Annotated in this window: 9 protein-coding genes; 7 read left to right on the top strand and 2 right to left on the bottom strand. The window is 56.7% G+C overall.

Annotation, left to right across the window (positions count from 1 at the left end; genetic code table 11):
* Positions 1-55 precede the first annotated feature (55 nt).
* Entirely contained in the window at positions 56-2,620 is a 2,565-nt protein-coding gene (locus tag RCF31_RS00225) for a diguanylate cyclase (protein WP_416412088.1), read from the top strand.
* 65 nt (positions 2,621-2,685) lie between these two features.
* Entirely contained in the window at positions 2,686-4,038 is a 1,353-nt protein-coding gene (gene yegD / locus RCF31_RS00220) for a molecular chaperone (RefSeq protein WP_416413187.1), read from the top strand.
* 45 nt (positions 4,039-4,083) lie between these two features.
* Here the strand turns inward: yegD and RCF31_RS00215 are convergent, their stop codons facing one another.
* Together RCF31_RS00215 and RCF31_RS00210 are read right to left on the bottom strand one after the other, a co-directional pair.
* Positions 4,084-5,421, bottom strand: coding sequence for a carbohydrate porin (locus RCF31_RS00215; protein WP_299445568.1), 1,338 nt, complete (start codon positions 5,419-5,421; stop codon positions 4,084-4,086).
* 246 nt (positions 5,422-5,667) lie between these two features.
* Positions 5,668-6,630 carry an aldo/keto reductase gene (locus tag RCF31_RS00210; protein WP_416412087.1) on the bottom strand — a complete coding sequence of 321 codons (963 nt, stop codon included), beginning with the start codon at positions 6,628-6,630 and terminating at the stop codon, positions 5,668-5,670.
* 241 nt (positions 6,631-6,871) lie between these two features.
* On the opposite strand from RCF31_RS00210, the gene RCF31_RS00205 reads away from it, so the two are divergent.
* Genes RCF31_RS00205 through baeS form a run of 5 tightly spaced genes read left to right on the top strand, consistent with a single transcriptional unit; the run spans position 6,872 to position 17,116 of the window.
* Positions 6,872-8,113 carry an MdtA/MuxA family multidrug efflux RND transporter periplasmic adaptor subunit gene (locus RCF31_RS00205; protein ID WP_416412086.1) on the top strand — a complete coding sequence of 414 codons (1,242 nt, stop codon included), beginning with the start codon at positions 6,872-6,874 and terminating at the stop codon, positions 8,111-8,113.
* Complete coding sequence (locus RCF31_RS00200) at positions 8,113-11,235, top strand: MdtB/MuxB family multidrug efflux RND transporter permease subunit (RefSeq protein WP_416412085.1); 3,123 nt, start codon at positions 8,113-8,115, stop codon at positions 11,233-11,235. The genes RCF31_RS00205 and RCF31_RS00200 overlap by 1 nt, the downstream gene beginning before the upstream one ends.
* The gene (gene mdtC, locus RCF31_RS00195; protein ID WP_416412084.1) at positions 11,232-14,309 is read left to right on the top strand and encodes a multidrug efflux RND transporter permease subunit MdtC; all 3,078 of its coding nucleotides are present in this window, start codon (positions 11,232-11,234) and stop codon (positions 14,307-14,309) included. The genes RCF31_RS00200 and mdtC overlap by 4 nt, the downstream gene beginning before the upstream one ends.
* Positions 14,310-14,324: 15 nt before the next feature.
* On the top strand, positions 14,325-15,734 hold the full coding sequence (gene mdtD, locus RCF31_RS00190) for a multidrug transporter subunit MdtD (RefSeq protein WP_313684862.1): 1,410 nt from the start codon (positions 14,325-14,327) through the stop codon (positions 15,732-15,734).
* On the top strand, positions 15,731-17,116 hold the full coding sequence (gene baeS / locus RCF31_RS00185; RefSeq protein WP_416412083.1) for a two-component system sensor histidine kinase BaeS: 1,386 nt from the start codon (positions 15,731-15,733) through the stop codon (positions 17,114-17,116). The genes mdtD and baeS overlap by 4 nt, the downstream gene beginning before the upstream one ends.
* Positions 17,117-17,119: the final 3 nt, after the last annotated feature.

Raw genomic sequence — 17,119 nt, 5'->3', positions numbered from 1 at the left:
AGAATGACTGGCGCATTTTTCGTCGTGTTGCGAATGCGCGCTGCTGGATTCGTGCATGACCCTCGACATATTGACCTCGCAGTATGGCTCTAAGAAATATTGGCTCAGCGCCCTCTATCTGGGGGTAATCGCGTTTCTGCTAACGCTGTTTTGTCTGGAGCTAATCGTCGTCAGTGGACGTATTTCGCCGCTGTGGTATTCCACGGCATTGATGACCATTGTGGTGTTCCGCGCCCCTGCGCCGCGCGTGCCGCTCCTGTTGCTGGGCTGTCTGATTGGCACTGCGCTAGCCAATCTGCTGATGATCGGTCCGGCAGTCAGTAACCTCAAATTTGCCTTACTGAATCTGCTACAGGCGCTGATCGGTGGCATGATGCTCCGCGCGTTGCTTAACCGCAATGCACCACTGAATTCGCTGCTCGACTGGGGGCGTTACGTGGTGTTCGCCGGGCTGCTGGCACCGCTGGCAGGTGGGATGCTGGCGCTGTGGATCCTGCATGTGGATGGCCAAGCCACACTGCCCTTTTTCTCGACCTGGGTAGTTTCAGAGATCATCGGTATGCTGGCGCTCGGTCCGGTACTGCTGCTGTGGCCATCAGGTAAGCAGGAAAACCCGGTGGCGCGTCATCGTGGTCTGGAGACACTCTTCACCCTGGCCGTTACCCTGATCGCCAGTTATCTGAGCCTGCGCTATCTGCCGTGGCCCTTCACCTTTATTGTGGTGATTCTGTTCTGGTGCGCAGTACGCCTGCCGAAGTTTGAGGCTTTCTTACTTTTCCTGATCAACTCCAGCTTTATATCGTTCCTGCTGGCGTTTGGTCTGGTCAATCTCGGCCATGAGGATCGCATGCTGGGTCAGACCGGGACCTGGCTCCCCTTCCTGCTGGTATTACTCCCCAGCCATGTGATGGCTCTGGTGATGGATGCCTTTCAGCGTGAGAAAAACCATATCTCCGAAAATGAAACCCGCTTCCGTAATGCGATGGAATATTCCGCTATCGGCATGGCGCTGGTATCGCCGCAGGGCGGCTGGTTGCAGGTAAACCAATCGCTGTGTCGCACGCTGGGTTTCCCGGCTGATGAGTTGAAAAAACTCACCTTCCAGCAAATCACCCACCCGGACGATCTGGAATCCGACCTGCAGCAGCTGAAACGCCTGTTGAAGGGAGAAATTCTGACTTACACCCTGGAGAAACGCTATTTCCGCAAGGATGGCGATATCGTCTGGGCGCGTCTGACGGTGTCAATGGTGCGGGATACACAGCAGCAGCCGCTCTACTTCATTTCGCAGATTGTCGATATTTCCGAGCTGAAACAGAGTGAGCAGGTCAATCGTCGTCTGATGGAACGTATCACGCTGGCAAATGAAGCCGGTGGCATTGGCGTATGGGAGTGGAACCTGCTGACCGGTGAACTGATGTGGGATAAGCGCATGCACGAGCTGTATGGTCTGGCTGCCCATGAAGTGCCAACCTACGACCTGTGGATGCAGCTCGTACACCCGTCAGAACAGGACTACGCCGCGCTTACGGTACAGGAAGCGATTGAGCGCCGCAGCGCGTTTCACATGGAATATCGCATCAACCTGCCGGATGGCATTCGCTATGTACGCACCGAGGCCAACCGTATCCTCAGCCAGGATGGGCAAATTGAACGCATGCTCGGCATCAGTCAGGATATCACCCATCTGCGAACCCTGAACGATGCGTTGTTCCAGGAAAAAGAGCGCATGGCAATCACCCTCGATTCGATCGGTGAGGCGGTGATCAGTACCAATGACGAAATGTGTGTCACCTTTATGAACCCGGTAGCGGAAATGATGACCGGCTGGACCCAGGATGCTGCGGCTGGGCTGCCGATCTCTGAGTTGCTCAATATTACGCGCGGAGCCGCGGGTCCTCGTCTCGAGAATTTGTTGCTGTGCCAGTTGCCGGGAGAAAAAACCACCCCCGGACTGGAAGAGGAGCTGGTGTTGCATACCGCCGACGGTGGCGTGTTCGAAATCCATTACAGCATCACGCCGTTGAAAACCCTGACCGGCGACAATATTGGCGCCGTAATGGTGATTCAGGACGTTAGCGAATCACGCAAGATGATGAAGCGCCTGAGCTACAGCGCCTCACACGATATGCTGACACGCCTGCCCAACCGGCTGAGCTTTGAACAGCAACTCAAGCGTCTGCTGAGCGATGCCACGGTGCATCAGCATCAACACGTACTGGTGTTTATCGACCTCGATAAATTTAAAGCGGTGAATGATACCGCAGGCCATGCGGCCGGAGACGCGTTGTTGCGCGAGCTGGGTGAACTGATGCAGCATCATTTACGCAGCAGTGATTTCCTCGCCCGCCTCGGTGGTGATGAGTTTGGGTTGCTGCTGCCGGATTGTGAGGTGGACCAGGTTAGGGATGTGGTGCATCGCCTGGTCACGGCGGTCAATCAGTATCGCTTTATGTGGATGGAGAACGTCTACCAGGTCGGTGCCAGTGCGGGTATGACGCAAATTGATGAACATAACTGCATCAGCAACCTGGTGATGTCACAGGCGGATGTTGCCTGTTACAGCGCCAAACACGCCGGACGTGGTCAGTATCACGTTTATCAGGAAATACAGATGTAATCTGCCTTGCCTGCCCGCCTGAGCTGCGCTAAAGTCGCCCCCTTTTTTCAGGCATGGGGGAAATGATGTTTATCGGATTCGATTACGGCACAGCCAACTGTTCCATCGCAGTCAGCGATCGGGGCGAACCACGACTGCTTACGCTGGAGAATGGTCAGCGCCTGCTTCCCTCCATGATTTGCGCCCCGACCCGCGAAGCCATTAGCGAGTGGCTGTATCGCCATCATCAGGTACCTACCCCGGATAACGAAGGTCAGGCGTTGCTGCAACGCGCGTTACGCTTTAACCGCGAAGAAGATATCGATGTCACGCCGGGCAGCGTGCAGTTCGGCCTCACGGCGTTGCAGAACTATATGGTCGATCCCGAAGAGGTGTGGTTTGTAAAGTCACCCAAATCCTTTCTCGGGGCCAGCGGCCTGAAACCACAACAGATCGCGCTGTTTGAAGATTTGGTGTGCGCCATGATGCTGCATATCCGTCAGCAGGGCGAAAGCCAGCTGGATCAACCGATTGAGCAGGCGGTCATTGGCCGTCCCATCAACTTCCAGGGGCTGGGTGGCGATGAGGCGAATGAACAGGCTCAGGGCATTCTGCTGCGTGCAGCAAAACGCGCCGGATTCCGCGATGTCGAATTCCAGTTCGAGCCGGTAGCTGCGGGCCTCGATTTTGAAGCCACACTGAAAAAAGAAACGCGCGTGCTGGTGGTGGATATCGGCGGCGGCACTACCGACTGTTCGATGCTGCTGATGGGACCCGAATGGCGCAATAAAGCCGATCGCCGCGAGAGTTTACTCGGCCACAGTGGCTGCCGCGTCGGGGGTAACGATCTCGATATCATGCTGGCATTCAAAACCCTGATGCCCCTGCTCGGTCTTGGTGGCAGCACGCAAAAAGGCATTGCCCTGCCCGCTCTGCCATGGTGGAACGCGGTGGCGATTAACGATGTTCCGGCACAGAGCGAGTTCTATTCCGCCGCCTGTGGCAAGTTGTTGCGTGATTTAATCCGCGATGCCCAGAACCCCGACCAGGTCACTCACCTGCTGAAAGTATGGCAGCAAAAACTGAGTTATCGCCTGGTTCGTGCGGCAGAGGAAAGCAAAATCGCCCTGTCCGAGCAGCCGATCACATCCGCCTCGCTGGCATTTATTGCCTCACAGTTGCAGGCGGAAACCAGCACCAGCCAGCTGGAAGAGGCGATCAATCAGCCGCTGGAGCGGATTCTGGAACAGGTTCACCTGGCGCTGGCAACCTGCGCCACCAAACCTGAAGTGATCTATCTGACCGGCGGCAGCGCGCGTTCACCGATTCTGCGCGCGGCACTGCAACAGGCATTACCGGATACGCCGATCGCCAGCGGCGATGATTTTGGCTCGGTGACCGCAGGTCTGGCCCGCTGGGCTGAAATTATGTTTGCCTGAGATAAAAAAAGGCGTCCCGCAGGACGCCTTCCGCAAAGTTTCTGATTAGAAACTGATATTTGCCGCGATACCACCAATAAACGCATCTTTCACTTCGCTCACTGCACCCGGCGCCGTGACATATTGCAGGTTCGGACGCAGCTGGAGCCATTTGGTCAGCTGAGCGTTGTAGTAGATTTCATAGTTGTATTCTGAACCATCCTGAATCGGCAGATAGGTCGGGCTGTTGTAATCCGTCTCACCGTTAGCCGCATTCTGCTGGCGTAATGCTGTGGTGTAAGAGCTGTTGACGTGAATACGTGCCGCACCAATACCAATTTCATCGGCAGGACGCGCGTCAAACGGTCCTTTCCAGGTAAAGCTGATAGATTGATAGTTGTCGGTTTTCGAGGTTTTGTGGTCGTTCATTACCGCCTGAACCGTCACGCCAAGACCACGGCTGGCATCGCCACCCTGTGCAGTCAGCTGTTGTTGCAACAGCACATAACCGCCGTAGGCATGCGCCTGATCCTGGTAACCACCGTTGCGCCAGCTACCGTAGACATCGCCATCAACTGAAGAATAGTAATAACCGATACGGTAGTTACCCGGCAGTTTGTCCGGACCAAAGGTGGGTTTCCAGCCCAATTCCACCGGCACCATATTGCCTAAGGAATTGCCCATATCGAGACGGAAGCCATTGCCGGTATCGTAGTTTTTCGGGTTATCGTTGTAGAAGCCCACCTGGAAGAAGACTTCCGGGGTAATGTTAAATTTGATACGACCGCCCCACTGGGAAACCGGCCAGTTGTACCAACGATCGCCACGCCAGTTACCGGCCTGGCCGCTACCGAATGCCAGGTTCTGGAACTTGCTATCAAAGTTATCGAAGTCTTCGCCCACCGTGACACGACCGGCTTTGATATCAACCACATCGTTAAATAATCCCTGACGTAACCAGAACTGCGTTAAACGCCAGGTCTGTCCACGACCATAAACTTCCTGCACAGAGGAGAGCATGCCGCTACGCGGATCGCCCACCTGATCAGAAATATTCTGGCCATTACGGTCGGTGATGGTCATCTGGAATTCAGCATCCTGCCAGTTCAGCAGTTTTTCCAGGTCTAAATTAACGCCAAACGCCCATTGGTCGCTGTAGCGCATTGAGGTGTTTTTATCGTAACCGCCACCCAGGTTCGAAGCACTTTCCATGGTGTAGTTAACATCAAACTTAACGCCATCATTCTCCAGTTGGGTTCGGTAACCGCCCCAGTCACCGAACATGTAGGGTGAATCGTAGCTGAATGCATCCGCTGCCACGGCAGAGGCACTCAGCAGAGCAAACATAATGGTTCCCGCGGCCAGACGGCTCGGGAGGCGTTGCACTGCTTCTTTTCTGTTCATGATGATTATTCTTTTGTGAGTTTCTGGAAAGATCGAGCAGAGAATAGTGCTGGGGTAGGGGGCGTTTTTGCAAATATGTGCTCAGAGTTCCGTAGAGTGACAGTTTTTTAACGCAATTGTGACAGCGATCTATGAATGAAAATCTTTTGCCGAAAATGGCATTTTTTGACTGGAAAAAATAATGGAACAGTCCCGAGGCTAACTTATTGTTGCGGCGCGAGAAATCGCGCCGCGGTGGTTAAACGACTACTCTGCGCTAGCGCGAGACAGTTCTTCAATCTCCTGCTTGCTTAGCGTCAGCTGTGTCGCTTTCACCAGATCATCAATCTGCGACAGCGAGGTCGCGCTCACAATCGGCGCAGTGATGCTCGGGCGCGCAATCTGCCAGGCCAGTGCTACCTGGGTTGGCGAAGCATCGTGCGAGTCAGCCACATCGTCCAGCGCTTCCAGAATACGCAGGCCACGCGGGTTGAGATATTTGGCAACCACGCCCTGCCCGCGCGCACTTTTGCTGGCATCCGCGGCTTTACGATATTTTCCACTGAGGAAGCCGCTCGCCAGTGAATAATAATTAATCACGCCCAGGCCATGTCCCACCGCGACCTGCTCCAGGCCGTTTTCGTAACCCTGGCGATCATAAAGGTTGTACTCAGGTTGCAGAGTTTCATAACGTGCTAATCCCTGCTGCTCGCTGATTTTTAGTGCTTCCTGCAAACGGTCGGCGCTGTAGTTAGAGGCTCCAACGGCACGGACCTTGCCCTCTTTGATCAGCGAATCAAACGCGGCCAGCGTCTCGGCCAGCGGGGTATCCTGATCGTCGCGGTGTGCCTGATACAGGTCGATGTAGTCGGTTTGCAGACGGCGCAGCGAATCTTCCACTGCCTGACGAATATATTGTGGCTTCAGGCCGGTTTTTTCCGGTGACAGCTCCATACCCACTTTGGTCGCCAGTACGATGTTGTCGCGTTTGCCGCTTTTCTTCAGCCATTTGCCAATGATAGTTTCGGATTCACCACCTGCATTACCGGGTACCCAGCGTGAATAAACATCGGCGGTGTCGATGAACCACAATCCCTTCTCCACCAGCGCATCCAGCAGGGAAAACGAGGTTTTCTCATCAACGGTCCAGCCGAAGACATTGCCTCCAAAAGTGAGAACCGGCACTGCAATACCACTGTCGCCAAGCTGGCGGGTAGATTGTTGACTCATTTTATTTCTCCTTAATTGAAACGAGACGGTATAGCTTCCGAGCTTAGCAAAGGGCCGAAACCTGCTGGTGAAAAAATCCTGATAAATTCGTACAGAATATGAATAATTAGCAGGCTCAGAACGATATTCTTAATTCCTTCAATTTTTGCCCAGACCAGGCGATTACAATTCTTTGGTTTGCGCTCCGGTTGGTTGGGTTGCGCATTTTGGGAAACGACTACGCAGGAGAGCGCATCAATTCATGAAGAACCGACATCCGTTGTGGAAAAAGAGTCTCATCACCCTGGCGATCGTCGCTGTGCTGGCCGGAGGTTATTACTGGTGGCAGCATCCGGCAGAACCGAATAAACAACCACAGGCCGAAGGACAGCGCCATCACGGTCGTGGTGCCGGTGGCGCAAATGGTGGGGGACGTCCACTGGCGCCGGTGCAGGCCGCAAACGCCGAATTACAAAGCGTTCCGCATTATCTGAGTGGGCTGGGCACCGTCACCGCCGCCAACACCGTCACAGTACGTAGCCGTGTGGATGGTCAGCTCATGGCGCTACATTTCAATGAAGGTCAGCAGGTGGCTGCCGGGGCGTTACTGGCAGAAATCGATCCGCGCCCTTATCAGGTCGCATTGATTCAGGCTCAGGGACAACTGGCGAAAGATCAGGCCACACTGGCTAATGCGCGGCGTGATTTAGCCCGTTATGAACAACTGGCGAAAACCGCGCTGGTGTCGCAGCAGGAACTGGATACCCAACGTTCACTGGTGAGTGAAACCCTCGGTACCATCAAGGCCGATGAAGGTAACGTCGCCAGCGCCCAGCTCAATCTGACCTATAGCCGTATCACCGCCCCCATTTCCGGGCGGGTTGGCCTGAAACAGGTTGATGTCGGTAACTACGTGACTTCCAGTGATACCACTGGGTTAGTGGTGATCACGCAAACCCACCCGATCGACGTGGTGTTCAGCGTGGCAGAGAACAATATCAGCCAGATCCTCAAAGCACAGAAAAGCAGCCAGCCGCTGGTGGTGGATGCCTGGGATCGCAGCAATAAAACCCTGCTGACCTCCGGCACCCTGCTGAGTATTGATAACCAGATCGATGTCACCACTGGCACCATCAAACTGAAAGCGCGCTTCAGCAACGAGGATGACGCGCTGTTCCCCAACCAGTTCGTCAATGCGCGCCTGAAAGTCGATACCCTGCAGGATGCGGTGGTGATCCCCACCGCCGCATTGCAAATGAGTAATGAGGGTCATTTCGTCTGGGTGGTGAACAGCGAGAATAAAGTGAGTAAAAAACGGGTCACCGCCGGTTTGCAGGACAGCCAGCAAGTGGTGATCAGTGCCGGGCTGGCCGCAGGGGATCGCGTGGTCACCGATGGTCTGGACCGCTTAACTGAAGGGGCGACGGTCGAAATTGTCGCACCGCAAAGCACCACGCCGCTGAACCGGCGCGCCACCCAGCCGGCACGTGGAGAACGTCAATAATGCAGGTGATGCCTCCCGACGCCAGCGGCGGACCGTCGCGCCTGTTTATTCTGCGCCCGGTGGCGACCACGCTGCTGATGATCGCCATCCTGCTGGCCGGTATTCTCGGTTATCGCTTCCTGCCGGTGTCCGCGTTGCCGGAAGTGGATTATCCGACGATTCAGGTGGTCACCCTCTACCCCGGGGCCAGCCCGGATGTGGTGACCTCCTCAATTACCGCACCGCTGGAGCGTCAGTTCGGCCAGATGTCCGGGCTGAAGCAGATGTCCTCGCAAAGCTCCGGTGGCGCTTCGGTGGTCACACTGCAATTCCAGCTCTCACTGTCGCTGGATGTGGCGGAACAGGAAGTGCAGGCGGCGATCAACTCCGCCACCAACCTGCTACCCAGCGATCTGCCTAACCCGCCGGTTTACAGTAAAGTCAATCCGGCGGATCCGCCGATTATGACTCTCGCCGTCACCACCACCAGCATGCCGTTAACTCAGGTGCAGGATATGGTGGAAACGCGCGTGGCGCAGAAAATTTCCCAGGTCTCCGGTGTCGGGCTGGTGACACTTTCTGGCGGGCAACGCCCGGCAGTACGAGTGCAAATGAACGCCCAGGCGCTGGCGTCGCTGGGGCTAACCAGCGAAACGGTGCGCACAGCGATCAGCAATGCCAACGTCAATTCGGCTAAAGGCAGCCTGGATGGCCCCACTCGTTCCATCACCCTGTCCGCCAACGATCAGATGACCTCCGCCGAGGATTATCGCCGCCTCATCATCAGCTACAACAATGGCGCACCGGTGCGTCTGGGCGATGTCGCCACCATTGAACAGGGAGCAGAAAACAGCTGGCTCGGTGCCTGGGCCAATCGGCAGCCCGCGATTGTGCTTAACGTACAACGTCAGCCGGGGGCCAATATCATTGCCACCGCTGATAACATTCGCGCCCTGCTGCCATCGCTCACCGCAGCGCTGCCTAAGTCGGTTGAGGTCACACTGCTGACCGACCGCACCACCAATATCCGCGCCTCCGTTGCGGATACCCAGCATGAACTGATGCTGGCGATTGGTCTGGTGGTGATGATCATTTACCTGTTCCTGCGTAATGTCCCGGCGACCATTATCCCGGCGGTAGCGGTGCCACTGTCACTGGTGGGCACCTTTGCCGCGATGTATTTCCTCGGTTTCTCCATTAACAACCTGACGCTGATGGCGCTGACCATTGCCACCGGCTTCGTGGTTGATGATGCCATCGTGGTGATCGAGAATATTTCCCGTTATCTGGAGAAAGGTGAGAAACCCCTGACCGCCGCACTGAAAGGCGCAGGCGAAATCGGGTTCACCATCATCTCCCTGACCTTTTCGCTGATTGCCGTGCTGATTCCGCTGTTATTTATGGGCGATGTGATTGGCCGTCTGTTCCGCGAATTTGCCGTTACTCTCGCAGTGGCGATCCTGATTTCCGCCGTGGTGTCGCTGACGCTGACGCCAATGATGTGCGCGCGTATGCTAAGCCTCGAATCGCTGCGTAAACAAAACCGTTTTTCCCGCGCCAGTGAAGCGATGTTTGACCGTATCATCGCCGGTTATGGTCGCTGGCTGACACAGGTACTTCGACATCCCTGGCTGACGCTGTCGGTGGCGATCGGCACCCTGCTGCTTACCGTGTTGCTGTGGATAGCGATTCCCAAAGGCTTCTTTCCACAGCAGGACAACGGCATTATTCAGGGGACATTGCAGGCTCCGCAGTCGGTTTCCTATGCCAGCATGGCGCAACGCACGCGTGATGTTGCGTCTATTGTGATGAAAGATCCGGCAGTGCAGAGCCTGACGTCATTTGTCGGTGTTGACGGCACCAATGCCGCGCTCAACAGCGCACGGCTGCAAATCAACCTGAAACCCCTGTCCGAGCGTGATGACCGCATCCCGGCGGTACAAAAAAGGCTACAGGCTGCGGTGGCGCAGATTCCCGGGGTCTCGCTCTGGTTGCAGCCGGTACAGGATCTCACCATCGATACCCAGGCTAGCCGCACCCCTTATCAGTTCACGCTGCAATCGGGTTCGTTGGAGTCGCTCAGTACCTGGGTTCCTGCGCTGCTTAACCAGCTCAATACCCTGCCTGAGTTACGTGATGTCAGCAGCGACTGGCAGGATCAGGGGCTGGAAGCCTTTATTCGCGTCGATCGCGACAGCGCCAGCCGACTCGGCATCACCATGGCGGATATCGACAACGCGCTGTACAACGCCTTTGGTCAGCGCCTGATCTCGACTATCTACACCCAGGCAAATCAGTATCGCGTGGTGCTGGGACAAAACAACGATGCCACACCCGGCCTTGCCAGCCTTGACGGCATTCGTCTTGCCAGCACCGCTGGTGGCAGCGTACCGCTCAGCGCCATTGCCACGGTGGAGGAACGTCACGCCGCACTGAGCATCAACCATCTTGACCAGTTCCCGTCAGCCACGTTTTCATTTAACGTCGCCGAGGGCTATTCACTGGGTGAAGCGGTTAAAGCCATCAGTGCGGCGGAAGATCAGGTGGGGATGCCTGCCGAGATGATGACGCAATTCCAGGGCAGCACGCTGGCGTTCGAGGCGGCGCTGACCAGCACGGTGTGGCTGATTATCGCGGCGGTGGTGGCGATGTATATCGTGCTCGGCGTGCTGTACGAGAGTTTTATTCACCCCATCACCATCCTCTCAACGCTGCCCACCGCCGGGGTGGGTGCGCTGCTGGCGCTGATGCTGAGCGGTAACGAGCTGGATATTGTGGCCATCATCGGCATCATCCTGCTGATTGGTATCGTGAAGAAAAACGCCATCATGATGATCGACTTCGCGCTGGCCGCCGAACGTGAACAGGGGATGGCACCCTATGAGGCGATTTATCAGGCCTGCCTGCTGCGTTTCCGCCCGATACTGATGACAACCCTGGCGGCGTTGCTTGGCGCGTTGCCGCTGATGCTGAGCATGGGTGCGGGTGCTGAGCTGCGGCGTCCACTGGGGATCGCGATGGTAGGGGGGCTGATCCTCAGCCAGATCCTGACGCTGTTCACCACGCCGGTGATCTACCTGTTATTTGACCGTCTGGCGCACGCCACGCGCCGCCGCTTCCAACGTTCGGAGGCACAACCGTGAAGTTTTTCGCCCTGTTTATCCACCGGCCTGTCGCTACCACGCTGCTGACGCTGGCGATTGCGCTGGCGGGTATTCTCGGCTTCCGCTTGCTGCCGGTTGCGCCGCTGCCGCAGGTGGATTTTCCGGTAATCGTGATTTCCGCTTCCCTGCCCGGCGCCTCGCCGGAAACCATGGCGTCGTCAGTCGCGACCCCACTGGAGCGCTCGCTCGGGCGTATCGCCGGGGTCAGCGAGATGACCTCCACCAGCTCGCTCGGCAGCACTCGTATTATTCTGGTGTTCGATTTTGACCGTGATATTAACGGTGCGGCGCGCGATGTGCAGGCTGCGATCAATGCCGCGCAAAGCCTGCTGCCGACGGGTATGCCGAGCCGTCCGACTTATCGCAAAGCCAACCCGTCCGACGCGCCAATCATGATTTTGACGCTGACCTCGGACATTTATAATCCCGGTCAGCTGTATGATTATGCCTCAACCCAGCTGGCACAGAAATTGTCGCAGATTGAAGGCGTTGGCGATGTCACCGTCGGGGGGAGTTCATTACCGGCGGTGCGTGTCGATCTCAATCCACAGGCGCTATTTAATCAGGGCGTATCGCTGGATGCGGTGCGCACTGCCATTGTTAACGCCAACCAGCGCCGCCCGCAGGGTGCGATTGACGATCAGCAACTGCGCTGGCAGCTGCGTACCAACGATGAACTGCAATCAGCCAGCGATTACCAGCCGCTGGTGGTGAACTATAGCAACGGGGCGTCCGTCAGACTGAGTGACGTGGCCAACGTGCAGGATTCAGTGCAGGACGTGCGTAACGCCGGGATGACCAATGGCAAACCCGCAGTGCTGCTGATCATCCGTAAATCACCGGATGCCAACGTTATCGATACCGTTGACCGCATCCGCGCCGAACTGCCGTTGCTGCATGATGTGATCCCGGCGTCTATTGACTTACAGGTCGCTCAGGATCGTTCGCCGACCATTCGCGCCTCACTGCATGAGGTGGAGCAGTCGCTGGTGATTGCAGTGGCGCTGGTGATTCTGGTGGTATTTTTCTTTCTGCGCGATGGCCGCGCCACGTTGATCCCCGCCGCCGCAGTGCCGGTTTCGCTGATTGGCACCTTTGCCGCCATGTATCTGTGTGGCTTCAGCCTGAACAACCTGTCGCTGATGGCGCTGACGATCGCCACTGGCTTTGTGGTGGATGATGCCATCGTGGTGCTGGAGAACATTGCACGCCATGTGGAAGCGGGTATGAAGCCCCTGCAGGCCGCGTTGCAAGGGGTGCGTGAGGTCGGATTTACCGTACTGTCGATGAGCCTGTCGCTGATTGCGGTATTCCTGCCGCTGCTGATGCTGGGTGGACTGATTGGGCGTTTCTTCTCCGAGTTCGCCATCACCTTGTCAGTGGTGATTCTGATTTCGCTGTTTGTCTCCATCACCCTGACACCGATGATGTGCGCGTATTTGCTCAAGCCCCAGGCCCGTCGCGCGCAACCGCGCTTACGGGGTTTCGGTCGGCTGCTGATGGCAGTACAGCATGGTTACGGTCGCTCGCTGGGCTGGGTACTGGATCATGCGCGTTGGGTATTGCTGGTGTTGATCGCTACCGTCGGTCTGACCATCTGGCTGTTTATTTCTATCCCCAAAACCTTTATGCCAGAACAGGATACCGGGCGGCTGACTGGCTTTATTTCCGCCGATCAGAGCATCTCCTTCCAGGCGATGCGCGGCAAATTGCAGGATTTTATGAACATCATCAAAGCCGATCCGGCGGTGGATAACGTCACCGGCTTTACCGGCGGTTCGCGTACCAACAGCGGTTCGATGTTCATCTCGCTTAAACCTTTATCTGAACGCAGCGAAAATGCGCAGCAGGTGATTGCGCGCCTGCGCATCAAACTGGCGAAGGAACCGGGCGCAAATCTCTACCTCAACGCGGTACAGGATCTTCGCATCGGTGGACGTGAATCCAACGCCAGTTATCAGTACAGCCTGCTGTCCGATAATCTGACGGACCTGCGCAGCTGGGAACCGCAGATCCGTCAGGCATTCTCCAGCTTGCCGGAACTGGCCGACGTCAACTCGGATCAACAGGACAAAGGCAGCGAAATGGACCTGACGTACGATCGCGACAGCATGGCGCGGCTGGGAATTGATGTCTCCGATGCTAACGCACTGCTGAATAACGCCTTTGGTCAGCGGCAGATTTCCACCATTTATCAGCCGCTGAATCAGTACAAAGTGGTGATGGAAGTGGATCCGCGCTACACCCAGGATATCAGCGCGCTGGACCAGATGTTCGTGATCAATAGCGACGGCAAAGCCATCCCACTGAGCTGGTTTGCCCGCTGGCAACCGGCCAACGCGCCGCTGTCCGTTAACCATCAGGGCTTATCGGCCGCTTCGACTATCTCATTCAACCTGCCGGAAGGGGTATCCTTATCCCAGGCGTCGGATGCCATCGACCGCACCATGACCGCTCTCGGTGTGCCCGCCAGCGTACGCGGCAGCTTTGCTGGTACCGCACAGGTGTTCCAGCAATCACAATCCAGCCAGCTGTACCTGATTCTGGCGGCCATTGCGGCGGTCTATATCGTGCTGGGGATTTTGTACGAGAGCTACGTCCACCCGCTGACCATTCTCTCTACTCTTCCCTCGGCCGGGGTCGGCGCGCTGCTGGCGCTGGAGCTGTTTAATACGCCGTTCAGCCTGATTGCGCTGATTGGCATTCTGCTGCTGATTGGCATCGTGAAGAAAAACGCCATCATGATGGTCGATTTTGCCCTCGAAGCAGAGCGCAAAGGCAATCTGACCGCACGTGACGCGATTTTCCAGGCCTGCCAGCTGCGTTTCCGCCCGATCATGATGACCACACTGGCGGCGCTGTTTGGTGCACTGCCGCTGGTGCTGACCAGTGGCGACGGCGCGGAACTGCGTCAGCCGCTCGGCATCACCATCGCCGGTGGCCTGGTGATGAGCCAGTTGCTGACGCTCTACACCACCCCGGTGGTGTATCTGATGATGGATAAGCTGCGGCGCAGGAAGCGTCCGGTACTGATCAACATTCAGGAGAATTGACGGGATGAAGAAACCATGACCACTCAGAACGCGACAGTGCGCTGGCAGCTGTGGATTGTCGCTTTTGGCTTTTTTATGCAGTCGCTGGATACCACCATCGTTAACACCGCCATCCCGTCGATGGCGCATGACCTTAACGTCAGCCCGCTGCATATGCATTCGGTGATTGTGTCCTACGTCCTGACGGTGGCCGTCACCCTGCCGCTCAGCGGCTGGCTGGCGGACCGCTTTGGCGTGCGCAATATCTTCTTCACCGCCATCGTGTTATTCAGCATTGGCTCGATATTTTGCGCCTTCTCCTCCTCGCTGGATCAACTGATCCTGGCGCGTGTGATTCAGGGGGTGGGCGGCGCGATGATGGTGCCGGTCGGGCGCTTAACGGTGATGAAAATTGTCCCACGCGAGCAGTACATGTCGGCAATGACTTTTGTCACCCTGCCCGGCCAGGTGGGCCCACTCCTCGGCCCGGCGCTCGGCGGCATCCTGGTGCAGTACGCCAGCTGGCACTGGATCTTCCTGATTAATATCCCGGTAGGCATTATCGGCGCGATCGCCACGCTGGCCATCATGCCCAACTACACCATGCAAACCCGGCGCTTCGATTTTCTCGGCTTTGGCCTGCTGGCGGTAGGTATGGCAACTCTGACGCTGGCGCTGGATGGGCAGCGCAGCACCGGTGGCTCGCCGTTGTTGCTCGGCCTGCTGATCCTGGTTGGCGTGTTTTCCCTGCTGTTCTACCTGATGCATGGTCGCAACAACGACAACGCCTTGTTCAGCCTGAAATTATTCGATAACCGTATCTATTCCATCGGCCTGCTCGGCAGCTTTACTGGCCGCATCGGCAGCGGCATGTTGCCGTTTATGACGCCGATTTTCCTGCAAGTCGGTCTCGGGTTTAGCCCGTTTCATGCTGGCCTGATGATGATTCCCATGGTGCTGGGCAATATGGGGATCAAACGCGTGGTGGTCAGGATCGTCAATATGTTTGGCTACCGCAACGCGCTGGTGGGCGGCACCTGCGCGCTGGCGCTGGTGGTGCTGCTGTTTCCAGCGGTGGCGCTGCTCGGCTGGACCTGGCTGTTGCCAGTGGTGTTGTTACTGCAGGGCATGGTTAACGCTATCCGCTTCTCCTCGATGAATACCCTGACGCTGAAAGAGTTACCTGACGATTTGGCGTCCAGCGGCAACAGTTTACTGTCAATGATTATGCAGCTCTCCACCAGTATCGGGGTGACCGTGGCTGGTCTGCTGCTCGGTGCTTTCGGTCATGGCGCGGTGGTGAATAGCGCTGCGGCCCATCAAACCTTCATCTACTCCTACCTGTGCATGGCGCTGGTGATTATCCTGCCTGCGCTGGTGTTCTGGCGCGTGCCGCAGGATGTGAGCAAAAACGTCGATTTGCGACGTAAAAGGAGCGAAGGATGAAGCGGCCAGTAAAACTCGGGATTGGTCCCAAGCTGTTTTTGGCCATTTTTTCCACCTGCATGCTGGTGATTATCATCATGCACTGGGGAGTGCGACTCAGCTTTGAACACGGCTTCGTGGATTACATCCGCAAAGGCAACGAGCAACGTTTGACGCTGCTCAGCGATGCGCTGGCCGATCAATACGAGCAGCACGGCAACTGGGATTTCCTGCGCAATAATGACCGCCTGATTTTTACCATCCTGCGTTCGCTGGAGCAGAATCCCGGCAGCGAAAATCAGTTGCCACCCCACGGCTGGCGTACCCAGTTCTGGATCATCGACCAGCAGTACAAAGTGCTGTCCGGCCCGCGTTCACCGGTACCGCCTGAAGGCACAAGGCGCAACATTACCACCAGCAACGGTAAAGTGGTTGGCTGGGTGATTGGTTCTCCGGCGGAACGCCTGACGCGCAGCACCGATATCAATTTTGACCAGCAACAACGCCGTACCAGCTGGATCATTGTGGCGTTTACCGCACTGATGGCGGCGCTGGCGACCTGGCTGATGGCGCGCGGTTTACTGGCCCCGGTGAAACGGCTGGTGGATGGCACCCATCATCTGGCCGCGGGGGATTTCGCCACCCGGGTTGAAGTGGGCAGCAGCGACGAGCTTGGTCAGCTGGCGCGTGACTTCAACCAGCTCGCCAGTTCACTGGAAAAAAATGAGAGCAATCGCCGCGCCTTTATGGCGGATATCTCCCACGAACTGCGGACTCCGCTGGCGATTTTGCGCGGTGAGCTGGAAGCGATGCAGGATGGCGTTCGTAAACTGACGCCGGAGGCCATTATCTCGCTGCAAAGCGAAGTGGTGGTGTTGACCAAACTGGTGGACGATCTGCATCAACTGTCGCTGTCGGATGCAGGCGCCCTTGCCTACCGCAAGCAGACAGTGGATTTGGTGCACCTGCTGGAAGTGGTGGCAGGCAGTTTTGGTGAGCGCTATCGCAGCCGCCAACTGACATTACAACTGTCGCTGCCTGCTGAAGCGGCCAGTTTCGGCGATCCGGATCGGCTGATGCAGTTGTTCACCAATCTGCTGGAAAACAGCCTGCGCTATACCGATGCGGGTGGTCAGGTACGTCTGACCATGAAAAACCAGGGTGACCATTGGCAGCTGTGCTTTGCAGACAGCGCACCCGGTGTCGATCCGGCCCATCAGGCACGGCTTTTTGAGCGCTTCTTCCGTGCCGAAAGCTCACGCAACCGTGCCAGCGGCGGTTCGGGCCTTGGCCTGGCCATCTGCAAAAATATTGCGGAAGCGCATGGCGGCAGCATCAGTGCAGATCTCTCTGATTTAGGTGGACTGCAAATCACGCTAAACTTGCCCTATGTTCCTCACTAAGCG

It is taken from the genome of Pantoea sp. App145, from assembly GCF_047947045.1.
In the GTDB taxonomy this organism is placed as follows: Bacteria; Pseudomonadota; Gammaproteobacteria; order Enterobacterales; family Enterobacteriaceae; genus Pantoea.
The sequence above is the reverse complement of the archived record's forward strand: the minus strand, read 5'-3'. Positions and strand labels throughout refer to the sequence as shown.